This is a genomic window from Elusimicrobiota bacterium (assembly GCA_026388095.1).
Lineage (GTDB): Bacteria > Elusimicrobiota > Elusimicrobia > UBA1565 > UBA9628 > UBA9628.
This window is the reverse complement of the sequence record JAPLKL010000017.1, coordinates 88422-100130: the sequence shown is the minus strand read 5'-3', so window position 1 is coordinate 100130 and position 11709 is coordinate 88422. Positions and strand designations below refer to the sequence as shown.

Genomic DNA, 11709 nt, shown 5'->3' with positions numbered 1-11709 from the left:
TCAGCAGACCAATAATGGCAATGTAACCGTGAAGGTAAAATCGGTGCTCACCGCATGCGAATCTTCCGATAGGGTTGAGGCGTACCTCGACATGGGAAGGCAGAGAATTGCCAGATCGAGCGATGTCTCGATTTTTGTGCCCCAATCCCAGACCTCTATCAAGAAGAAATGGAATATTATGAGCTGCCAAGCAGCTTTTCCCGGTTTGGGCCATAGTTGGTGTAGAGCCGATGAGTATGAGATATCATTCGCTCCGATCGGCGGCATGGATTTGACCGGCCTCAATTTGAGTGAAGACTTGACCGTCAACAAGCCCCTTGTGTTTGGAGGGACTCTGCAGCCTCGATGCTCGCACGCGCCGAGTCCCTATGGCTATCACGTTGGCCCAAGAGTGCTTGATTCTCCCACAGGGAAATGGCCCGATGATCAGGGGTATGGCGATCCCGCCCTACAAGCAAAGTGCGGCGAGACAGAGGAACAGATTATAAATGTCGAGGCATGCAAATTCCATAGAATCTTTACGAAACGCCTCGACAGCAATGGCACAATTATTACCGAAACAACCAATCCTGCCCTCCTCCAAAAATAGCGATGCCTATGACTTGGCGACATGGAAGTGATAATACCCTTGAATCGTCAAGGCTAATTCGCAGGAGAATCTAAAGATGAACTCTATCTGGGTCGCCATGGTTTTTGTTTTTCAGCCATTGGCTTGGTCCTATACTAAGTCAGACCAAGCTGCCCTCGACAAGCGACTTCCTGAATTCGTGTTTTCTAAGGACGAAGGCGTCGAATTCGGATTCAATAAACTTTGCAGACAAGCTGACATCCCTTGTGGAATCGAATACTCTTTCGAGACGGCAGAGCACCCGGTTTCATTGAAGAAGCGAGGGCATTATGTCGGTGCTGAAGCAAAGACACTGCTTGACGCGCTGATTGCGCAAAATCCTCGGTACCGCTGGACCATTAATGCAGGCGTCATCAATCTGGTTCCGAAAGCCAGGGAGGGCGACAAAAAACGGCATGACAGTCCTCTCGACCGCGTCGTTGAGTCTATGGAATTGACTGAGGTGGCCCTTGATATTGCAGCAACCCGAATTTGTCAAAGTGCTGGTATTTTAATCCATTCTGCAGCGATAGATAGTATCGGAGGATCCCCTATCGTCTACCGCAAAGTCACGGTGGATCTCCGGAAAGTCACTCTTAGGGAAGCTCTGAATAGGCTGGTGAAAACAGATGGCCATTCCTCCTGGCTTTTTTCTCAACAGAGGAAACACATGAGCCATGAATACCCGGATAGCCTGACAATCTTGCAATGGAGTGGCATGTCCGCCGATGCCGGCAAACCCTGATGGAGTCCTCCCCATGGCTGTGATTTGGAGATGGAGGATATCCGGATGAGTTATCCCGGCATTGGATATGAGGGGGCGCAGCTTGTGAAAACTGTGCGTCCTTTTCGCTGTTACCTCGTAGCCGTTTTTTTGGTCGGCGTATTGCCTCTTTGCGCCATTGCCTCTTTGACCCCAGGATCGCGGGGAGTCATCACGGTTCCCATCGAAAACCTGGGCGCTAATGGGCAGCCGCTTGCGAATGTCAGAGTCTCGGTGACCAGCGCGCCGTCTTGGATGCATATCCTCAACAATTTCTCTCTCTTGGGGCCACAGACAATCCCCTCCGGGGGGACGTACGAATTTCAAGTAAAATATCAGGTCACCACTGGTTTCGACCCAGCCAATCCCCAGGTGGAGATGGATTTCGCGGTCTCGAGCGAGGGTGGGGGAATCGACGTCCCATCGTGCCACCTCAGTTCTCCTGATGGCATGCAAACCACAAGAATCGTCTGGAAAGACGCCGCAGGCGAGTCGGTAGAGGAAACCTACTTCCCGGACAAGACTCCGCCCGTGACAATCGAGTCCTTCTCGGGCGTCTCATACGCCGGACAAGATGGCAGACTCTACATCAGCACCAATGTGTTGGTAAGCTTGGCCGCCGATGATGTCTCCGTGGCCGGTGCCACGACAAGTGGAGTCGCCTTTACCGGACTCTCTATCGACAATCCTGTTTCAAGCACGACGCAATTGGGCGCTTATCAGGGGCCCTTCCCCTTGCCCCAAGGTGCCCATGCTATTTACTACGGAAGCATCGACAGTGCGGGCAATTCCGAAGTGCTCGTTTCGACGGCCATCTATTCTGACGGAACCCCGCCCGTCACCAGTATTACCTTCACCGGCTCGGCCAGTTCAGATACCATCGGCCACTCTCTGCTCTCTACCTCGACTCTGTTGAGTCTCGGCGGCGACGATCCCGTAGTCGCGTCAGTCGCCTCTGGAATGTCGCGAATTCTGGTCACCATTGATAATGGGGATTTCTTCCAGTACGCTCTGCCTTTCAGTCTCACCCAGGGTTACCATAGAATCGAGTTCTTGGGCGTGGACAATACCGAGAACGTGGAAACCCCGCACATCATAGACGCTTTCGTTGATGTTGCGGTTGATACCCAAGCGCCAGTGACCCAGGCTGTCATCGTCGGCACCTCAGCCCTCGTCGCCGGCAATCTTGCTGCCATCGCTGGTTCCAGCATCAGCTTCACCGCTACCGACTTCCCTGCCGATATTTCTTCCTCCAGCGTAGACAAGACCTTCTATCTCTTCGACACCTTGCCAGAGAACTGCCCTGGCGGCGCCCCGGCAAGCCTTCCCGATTCCAATTATCCGTTCGGGTCCTGTCAAAATGCCCTCTTCTGGATGCCGGTATCCCTGCCTTCGGGACATCACACCCTCTACTACTTTAGCGTGGACCGGGCTGGCAACAAGGAGTCCACCAAATCCATCCAAATCAATGTAGTCCAGAACTCGGCCATGTTACCCGGCGCTACCACCGTGGCAAGCCGCACCGACACAAGTTTCAACATCTCTTGGGACCCCCACGGGAACCCCTCCGGCACCCTCTACGAAGTCCGCCTCGGCACTGGTCCCTCTGGCACCCTGTGCGACCCCTCGCGCGATTCCTTCAGCCCCTCCAGCTTCACCACAACCAATCCAGTCCAGCTAACCGGTCTCCAGCCCAACACCAACTACGTCATCCAAGTCTGCAACCCCCTGCTGATCCTCACAACCACCTCCACCTGCAACATCCCCATCGTAGTCGCCACCAGAAACAGCGGCACAGAACCCAACCCCCAGTTCTTCACCTGCGGCGGTCCCACTCCCGGCAACCTCGCCGCCGCCCTCGACCCCTCGGGCAAACTCTGGCAGGTTTCAAACTTCTCGAATTCATTCAGCCTCACCCGCAACTCCAGCAACGGCAGCACGGATTTCTCAGTCCCCCTGGCCGGGGCCGCCATGACCACAGGCTGGAACCTCGGCTTTGACGGCTCAGGCAACGCCTACACGATTGCAACCAGTTCTTCCGGCGCGACCATCTATAAGGTCTCTCCCCAAGGCTCGCCCCTCTCGACCACAAACCACCCGCCCCTCGACGGCCAAGCCACGGCCGTAGACTCTGACGGCACGAATCTGTGGATTGCGGGCGCCTCCAACGGCTCAGCCGCCCTCTGGCAGGCGAGCCCCTCCGGCCTGCCCCGCATCGGCCTCTTCCCCGGCGCCACAGCCCAAGCCATCCTCGCCGACGGCTCAGGGCCCATATGGCTGGCCGGAGCCACAAGAGACGTTGCGCTGTGGCGCTACGACCCCTCCAACGGCAACATGGTCCGCTTCGATTGGACCAATTCCTTGGGCGGCACCGGCAGCTCAGCCCAGGCCCTGCTCGAAGATACCGCAGGCAACATCTGGCTCAGCGGCTGGGCCCACACCCAGACCGGCACCGTAGCCGCCCTTTGGCAGTGGGACGGCTCAGCCATCTCCCTGGTCGCCACCTCAACTGGCACCTATTCCGACCAAGCCCAAGGCCTCGACCTCGACTCCGCAGGCCGCTTCTGGCTCACCGGCCGCACCCAACTGGATTCTTCCGGCAATACCGGCCTGGCAGTCTGGCAGTACCCGGCAGAAGGCGGCTCGACCTTGAATTTGGTCTCTTCCTATCCTTCATATCCGTCCGCCGCGCCCACCAACACGGGCAATATCCTCACCATTTTCGGGACCAACCTCAACATCCTCGGCACAGACAGCGACGGCACCTACAAGGTCTGGAGCCAAATCCTCGCCCTGGCCGACATCTCCGGCGTCTTGAACTACGCGGACGCCTTCACCGGCGGCAGCGTATATTTCCTGGCCAGCAACACCCCCGATTTTCAGAACCCCCAAAGCCTGGGCTTCTTGCCCGCCCCCAACAGCGGCACCGTGTTCAACTACACTTTGACCGGCCTGCCCTCTCCGGCCACCTATTACATCGCCGCGGCTTACGACCGCACCGGCTACATCGCAGCCGGCGGCCAGGGCCTTGGCCCCGGCAACCCCCTGGGCGGCAACCTCTCCGCGCCCGTTTTCCTGGGAGCAACCCCCGCCACCGCTCCCGCCATCAGCTTGGCTGTAGACCAGCAAGCCCCCAGCCTCGCGATCCTTGCGCCCGTAAACGGCTCCACCATCCCCGCAGCCATGCTGGCGCTCTCCGGCACAGCCTCTGACAACATAGGCATAAGCGACCTCACCTTGGCAGTGGCCAATCTCACGGACGGAACCTGGCTCGATCCGTATTCAGGCGTATTCATCTCCACGCCAGGCGCCCTTTGGAACCACGCCGCCAGATCCGGGCCCATGAACAACATCACCTGGAGCGGGGCAACGCCGCCGGTGCTGGGCGGCGAGAAGTACGCCATCTACGCTCAGGCCATGGACCCATCCGGCAATGTCTCTACAGCGGCCGTGAGCGTGATCATCAAGAGCACCAACACCGCCGAGGCCGGCTACGCCGTGGCTCTGGGCCGAGACGGCTCGGGCAACATCTGGACCGTGACCCAGGATTACGACGGCCAGACCCCGACCACCATGAGCGTGCGCAAGCACGACTCGGCAGGCAACTACTTGGCCGGGACCGTCCTGCCTGACGCCGTGGATTCGGGGAACTTCGGCATCGGCTTCGGCCCATCGGGTAACTGGGTGGGTGGGACCAATTCTTCAGGCCTCGCGGTCTGGAAGGTCGCGGGAACGGGACAGGTCGTTCAGGCTTCAGTAGCCTACGCCGGCGCCAACGGCTTCATCTATAGCGGCGGCGTGGTTGTAGACGGCTCGGGCAACGCCTGGCTCGCGGGCGCAGAGCAGACTTCTCAGAACCCCACCTTCCGCTTCGGGCTCTGGAAATACAACGCCAACGGCTCCTTGGCGCCGGGCTTCCCCAAGAACTACCAGCGCTCCGGCGGCAGTTTCGACGGGGGCTTGGCCACGAACAAGGACTCATCGGGCAACACCTGGTCCGCCGGCATAAGCTCGGACCCGGTGACCGGACACCTGGACCTGGCCCTGTGGAAGTACGCTTCCAACGGTTCTTTGGCCGCTGGGTTCCCGGTCTTCTGGCCGCAGGCTTTCGCCAACGTCCAGGATAATCTGGTCATGGGTTTGCGCGTCTCTCAGACCGGGACCGTCTGGGTGGCGGCTTCCAAGGCCTATCCCAACTGCGCGGCCACCGACCTCGCTTTGCTGAGATTCGACTCCAACGGGGTGCTGGTGTCCACGAGCCTGTGGCATAACGCGGCCGGAACCTCGGCCGCGGCCAAGGCTTTGGCCTTGGACCCGGCCGGCAATCCTTGGGTCGTGGGCAATTCCTCGACGACCTCCGCCGTGTGGAAGTACGACTCCTCGGGCAACCTGGCTGCCGGTTATCCTAAGACCGACCCCGACGGCTTTGATAACGATCTCATCGCGGTAGACGGGGCGGGCACGCCCTGGGTGGTGGATTCCGCCGACCCCGAGGTATTCTTCGGGAACACGGCCGTGGCCGGCGCTCCCGGGCCCAATGCTTGCGCGTTGGGAGCCTCGGCCACCATCTCGGGCACCATCACCAAACCCCTGGGCTTTGCCGAGGGGGCCAATGTCATGGTGGTCTACTCGACTACAGGTTTCAATGAACAGCCGCAGATGGTCGCGCTGACAGCCACAGCCGGGACCATGCTGCCCTACAGTCTCAGCCTGCCCGCGCCTGCTTCTTACTGGATCGCGGCTTTCGAGGGAACGAGCCTGCAATTCTCCTCGGCCACGCCCATGGGCTTCTACAACCACATCGCGGGCATTCCGGTGCTGGCAGGCTCTTCGATCAGCAATGCGGACTTCTCCATAGCTCCCGACACGGTGCCGCCGTCCATCAGCATCACCTCCATAGTCAACGGCTCCACCGTCTCCGCCCTCAACACGATCCAAGGCACGGTCCAGGACGCCGTGGCGTTGAACGGCAGCGTGGATCTTGCGGTGCGGGATCTGGCTACCGGGCTTTGGTGGAGCGGCCAGGCAGGGCACTGGGCCGCAGCTTCTGCCCCGGTCTACCTGAGGTCCAATGGCGGTCCGCTAAAGAATTCCGTGAATTGGAGCGCCTACGTTGGCGCATCTCCTACGTCCGGGGATATTTTGGGCAACCTGGGCGGTTACTTGGCGCAAGGCCGCAATTACGCGGTCTATGCCCGGGGAGTCGACCTGGCTGGCAATGAGACCGTGACGCCCGTGGCCGTCACCTTTACTTGGGAGGGGCCGACCGGCAATGTTGCGCCGCTGGCGCCGGCTTGGATCACGGCCCAGGTGCTCGGGACTTCCTCCATCGTCTGGACCTGGGCCCAGGCTGACAACGCTCTCGGCTATTCGGTCTATAGATCGACGGCAGGGTCGAAGCAGGCCGATGTCATCGCCAGCTCATTCACTTTGCTGGGTCAGCCGCCCAACTCTGCCCGCTCGCGCTGCGTCACCGCGACCAATGCCTCCGGCGAAAGCCCGATAATCTGCTCGTCTCGGGTCTACACCTTGGCCGCGGTGCCGAGCCAGTTACAGGCGGTGTCCGTGAGTTCCTACAGCATCACCTGGGCCTGGGACGCTTCGAGCAACCCGGCCGGGACCGACTACGCTCTCGCGGTCTCAACGGACGGCTCCGTGGCCGACCTTATCACGCTGCAAAGCACGGGCACGACGGTCTTCGGATTGGCGCCCGGCACGTCTTACTTCGCCCGCATCAGAGCGTCCAATGGGGACATGATCGCAAGCAGCTTCTCCGAGGTCGCTTCGACCCAGACCCTGGCGGTCGTCGCGGAGTTGGCTGTAGTGCCCTCTTCCGGGCCCATCGGCATTCCTTTCACCATTGCCGGAACTGGCTTCGGCGCCTACAGCGGATCCAACACCAGGGTCAAGTTCGGCACCGCCTCGGCACCCATCTCCGTGTGGAACGATACGACGATCCAAGGCACAATCCCTGGACTCTCCCCGGGCGCCTACTCGGTCGCTGTCGAACGCCAGACCAGCTCCAGCGTGACCGCCACCTCGGCCGGGCTCTTCACCGTGAACTTGCCCTCGGCCTCGATCATGTCCCCGCTGGCCGGTCCCATCGGCGTGCCCTTCGCCATCACGGGCGAAAGCTTCGGGCCGTACAACGGCTCCAACACGCGGGTCAAGATCGGCGGCGTGGCCGCGCCCATAAGCGTGTGGAACGACCACAACATCCAGGGCACCATCCCCAACGCGCTTGCGGGCATCCGCACCGTGACCATCGAGCGCGCCACATCAGACGGCGGCCTGGCCAGCGTGGAAGCCGCGAGCTTCTTGGTCTCTGTCCCGGCGATCACGGACGTGCAGTCCTCTTCCGGCCCCATCGGCATCAGCCTCACCGTTCTGGGAACCAGCTTCGGCCCCTACAACGGCTCCAACACCCGCCTGCGCGTAGACGGCGCCGCTGCCGCGGTCAGCGTGTGGAACGACACCAGGATCGTGGCCACGGTCCCCGACGCTCCCGCCGGCTTGGCCCCTGTGGTCGTCGAGCGCGCCACCTCGGACGGCGGACTCTCCGCCTCGGACACGGCTTACTTCTTGATCACAACGGCCAGCGTCACCGTCATGACGCCCTCCGCCGGGCCCATCGGCGTGCCCTTCACCATCACAGGGACCAGCTTCGGCACTTACAGGGGCACTAGCACCCGCGTGAAGTTCGGCTCCACAGCAGCCCCCATCAGCGTCTGGAACGACTCCACCATCCAAGGCACGGTGCCCGCTTTGGATGCCGGAGCCTACGGCGTCTTAATCGAACTGCAAGCCGGAACCACGGTGGCGACGAGCGCGGCCGGGACCTTCACGGTCATGGAGCCGGCTGTGGCCACCATCAACCCCTCGACCGGGCCCATCGGCATCCCCTTCACCATCGCGGGCACAGGCTTTGGGCCTTACAACGGCTCCAACACCCGCGTGAAGTTCGGGGCAATCACCGCGCCTGTCAGCGTATGGAACGACACGTTGATCCAAGGCACCATCCCCGGGCTTGCGGCCGGCGGCTACGCGGTCACAGTGGAGCGCCAGGTCGGCACAGGCTTGGCGCAGAGCAATGCAGGCACCTTCACCGTCAGCCTGCCTCAGGTCTCCACCATGACCCCGGTGCTAGGTCCCATCGGCCTGGCCTTCACCTTGAACGGCGCGAGTTTCGGCTCCTACAACGGGGCAAACACCAAAGTTCTCGTCGGCGGCGTGTCCGCGCCCATCAGCGTATGGAACGACGCCTTGATTCAGGGCACCATCCCCGGCGCCGTGCCCTCCGGCGACCAGCCCGTCGTGGTCCAGCGCCAGACCGCGGACGGCGGCCTGGCGCAGAGCGCGACCATCTATTTCACGGTGACCGGACCGGTCATCACCGCCATAAATCCCTCGACCGGACCCATTGGCATCTCCTTCAGCATCACCGGGACCAACTTCGGGACCTACAACGGCCCCAACACCCGGGTCAGGTTCGGCAGCCTGCTTGCTCCCATAGGCGTCTGGAACAACACCTTGATCCAGGGCACCATTCCTGGCCTCTCCTCAGGCACCTACGCGGTCAGCGTGGAGCGCCAAGCCGGCCCGGACGTGGCCTTGAGCAACCCGGTCACCTTCCTGGTCGTCTTGCCGCAGATCTCCACCGTCACGCCCATGCTCGGACCCATCGGAATACCCTTCACCATCACCGGCTCGGGCTTCGGCGCCTACAACGGCGCCAACACCAAGGTGAAGTTCGGGACCATCGCCGCCCCCATCAGCGTGTGGAACGACTCCACCATCCAAGGCACCATACCAGGGCTCACCCCAGGCGATTATGCGGTCTCCGTCGAGCGCCAGGCCGGCACCGGCCTTGCGCAAGGCGACGCCGGAACCTTCTCGGTCATCCTGCCCCAAGTCTCGACCATGACGCCGGTGACAGGCCCCATCGGCGTTCCCTTCACAGTCACCGGCACCGGCTTCGGCGCCTACAACGGCTCCAACACGCGGCTCAAGTTCAACGGCATCGTGGCCCCCATCAGCGTCTGGAACAACACCACCATCCAGGGCCGCGTGCCGGGGCAGGTCTCGACCGGGACCCAGACCGTGCTCATCGAGCGGGCCACAGCCGACGGCGGCCTGGCTGACTCGGCCGCGCAGAGCTTCAACGTGGTCCTGCCGCAGATTTCGCAGGTCATTCCGGCCCAGGGCCAGCCCGGCGGGGCCTTCGAGCTCGACGGCTCAGGCTTCGGCCCCTACAACGGCTCAGCCACCAAGGTCACTTTCAGCGGCACCGCGGCCGGCATCTCCGTATGGAACGACGCCATGATCCGTGGCGTGATCCCCGCCAGCCTCAGCGTGGGCACCTACACCGTAGTCGTCGCCCTCTCGCCCTCCGGCGGCACGGCGCAGAGCAACGTGCTCATCTACGGCGTGGGCACCAGCGGAACGCATTTCGTGAGCATGAGCTTGGCCGCGGCCGCCCCAGCGCCGACCTATATCCCGACATGGTACGGCCAAGCCTCCTTGCCCCTCGATAGCGAGGAAGGCGGCACAGTGGTCACGCCCAGCCGCGTCGCTGTGGTCGTCCCGCCCGGCGCCTTGTCCCAGACCACGGACATCTCCATCGACCGCGCCGAGATTGCGGGGGCGGACAGCGAAGTCCGGCTTAGGACCTTGTCCGCGGTCTCGCTGGCCCCTGCGGGCGACGCGGTCCAGTTCGGCCCGGAAGGCACGAATTTCGCGGTGCCGGTGACCATCGAACTGCCCTATGACCCAGCCGCCATCCTGCTGGGGCAGGCCGGCAAGGTCGCGGTCCACTACTGGAACCCGGCCAGCCATGCCTGGCTCGCTTTGCCCAGCCAAGTGGACGCCTCCCGCCGCGTGGTCAGCGCTCTGACCGACCACTTCTCCCTCTACCAGGCCCTCATACCGGCCTTGGCCGCGGCGCAAGCCACTAGCACGGTGGCGGAGATGCAGATCGCCTGCAACCCCCTGCGCCAGAGCTGTAGTCCCATGCAGTTCAAGAACCTGCCGGTCAGCGCCCGGCTGCGCATCTACACGTTGAGCGGAGCCATGGTCAAGGACCTCAACGCGGACGCGCTAGGCCAAGCGACCTGGGACGGAACCAACCAGTCCGGCGCTTGGGTAGCCAGCGGGGTCTACTTCGTGTTCGCCCAAGGCAACGGTACGCAGAAGACCTTCAAGGTCGGGGTCCAGAGATGAAGACCATGCTGACCACGGCTTTGGCGCTAGGTCTTCTCAGCGGCAGCCTTCAGGCCGGCAGCTTCGGCTCCTCGGCCAAGGGCACCACCGCGGCCGAGTTCCTGCAGTTGGGCGTGGGCGGCCGGGCCATGGGCATGGGCGGGGCTTACAGCGCGGTGGCCGAGGGCGCGGAGGCCCTGTACTGGAACCCGGCCGGCCTGGTCAAGGTGGAGCATCGCGCCGCAACCTTCATGCACGCGGCTTACCTGCAATCGAGCTTCTACGACTACGCGGCCTATGCGCAGAGCCTGGGCAAGGCCGGGGCTTTCGGAGCCGGCCTGCAGTATTTCAACGCGGGCTCCATCAACGAGACGGACAGCAACTTCAACACCGTGGGCACCTTCACGCCTTATGACTTGGCGCTCTCGGCAGGCTACAGCCGCAAGGTGGAAGGCTTCTCCGTCGGAGGCGCGCTCAAGTACATCCAGGCCAAGATACTCAATACAGCGCAGACCGCGGCCGTGGACTTCGGCGTGCTGAGCCCCAGCTATCTCGACAAGCGGCTCGACCTGGCTCTGACCGTGACCAACCTGGGCGGCACGCTCAAGCACGAGCAGACGGCTGAGAACCTGCCCCTGACCTTCAAGGCCGGCGCGGCATTCAAGCTGACCCAGCACTGGCTGGCCAGCTTGGACATGGGCCTGCCCAGGGGCGACGAAGCCTACACCGCGGTCGGGACCGAGTACGTCATCCCAGTAAAGGACAACTGGGGGGTCGCGGGCAGGCTGGGCTTCGACACGCGCACCATGGGTGATGTCACCGGGGTCTCGGGCCTGTCCGTGGGAGCGGGCTTTGCCTGCAAGGCGCTGAGCGTGGACTATGCCTTCGTGCCTTACGGCGGGCTGGGCGTGACGAACCGGATCTCGGTGTCGGCGAGATTCTGATATTGACGTACCCTGCCAGGGATTCGATCACGTCATCCTGACTGACAAGACCTGCCTTAGCTTCCGCGCCGCCAGCCTGCTGGAATAAGCGGCGCTCCCTACCGCCTCCCACAAAGTGGCCTGAAGATTCCTGTACGAGCTCGGTGAGGGGGGACCTTTAAGTTGCGTGCGGCATTTTTGGGTATTTTTAAGTATGC

The 11709-nt window shown here is 62.2% G+C and carries 4 protein-coding genes; all 4 read left to right on the top strand.

What is annotated here, in order from left to right:
• The coding region (locus NTY77_04720) for a hypothetical protein (GenBank protein ID MCX5794778.1) at positions 1-589 on the top strand (589 nt) is incomplete at its 5' end.
• A gap of 76 nt (positions 590-665) precedes the next feature.
• Complete coding sequence (locus tag NTY77_04715; protein ID MCX5794777.1) at positions 666-1352, top strand: hypothetical protein; 687 nt, start codon at positions 666-668, stop codon at positions 1350-1352.
• Between the two features lie 1506 nt (positions 1353-2858).
• A complete protein-coding gene (locus NTY77_04710; protein MCX5794776.1) occupies positions 2859-10589 on the top strand; it encodes an IPT/TIG domain-containing protein in 7731 nt (2576 codons plus the stop codon).
• A complete protein-coding gene (locus NTY77_04705; protein MCX5794775.1) occupies positions 10586-11512 on the top strand; it encodes a PorV/PorQ family protein in 927 nt (308 codons plus the stop codon). The genes NTY77_04710 and NTY77_04705 overlap by 4 nt, the downstream gene beginning before the upstream one ends.
• The last annotated feature ends 197 nt before the right edge of the window (positions 11513-11709 follow it).

Coding starts and splice junctions, on each gene's coding strand:
- NTY77_04715 (MCX5794777.1), top strand. CDS start 666: ATGAACTCTATCTGGGTCGCCATGGTTTTTGTTTTTCAGCCATTGGCT.
- NTY77_04710 (MCX5794776.1), top strand. CDS start 2,859: ATGTTACCCGGCGCTACCACCGTGGCAAGCCGCACCGACACAAGTTTC.
- NTY77_04705 (MCX5794775.1), top strand. CDS start 10,586: ATGAAGACCATGCTGACCACGGCTTTGGCGCTAGGTCTTCTCAGCGGC.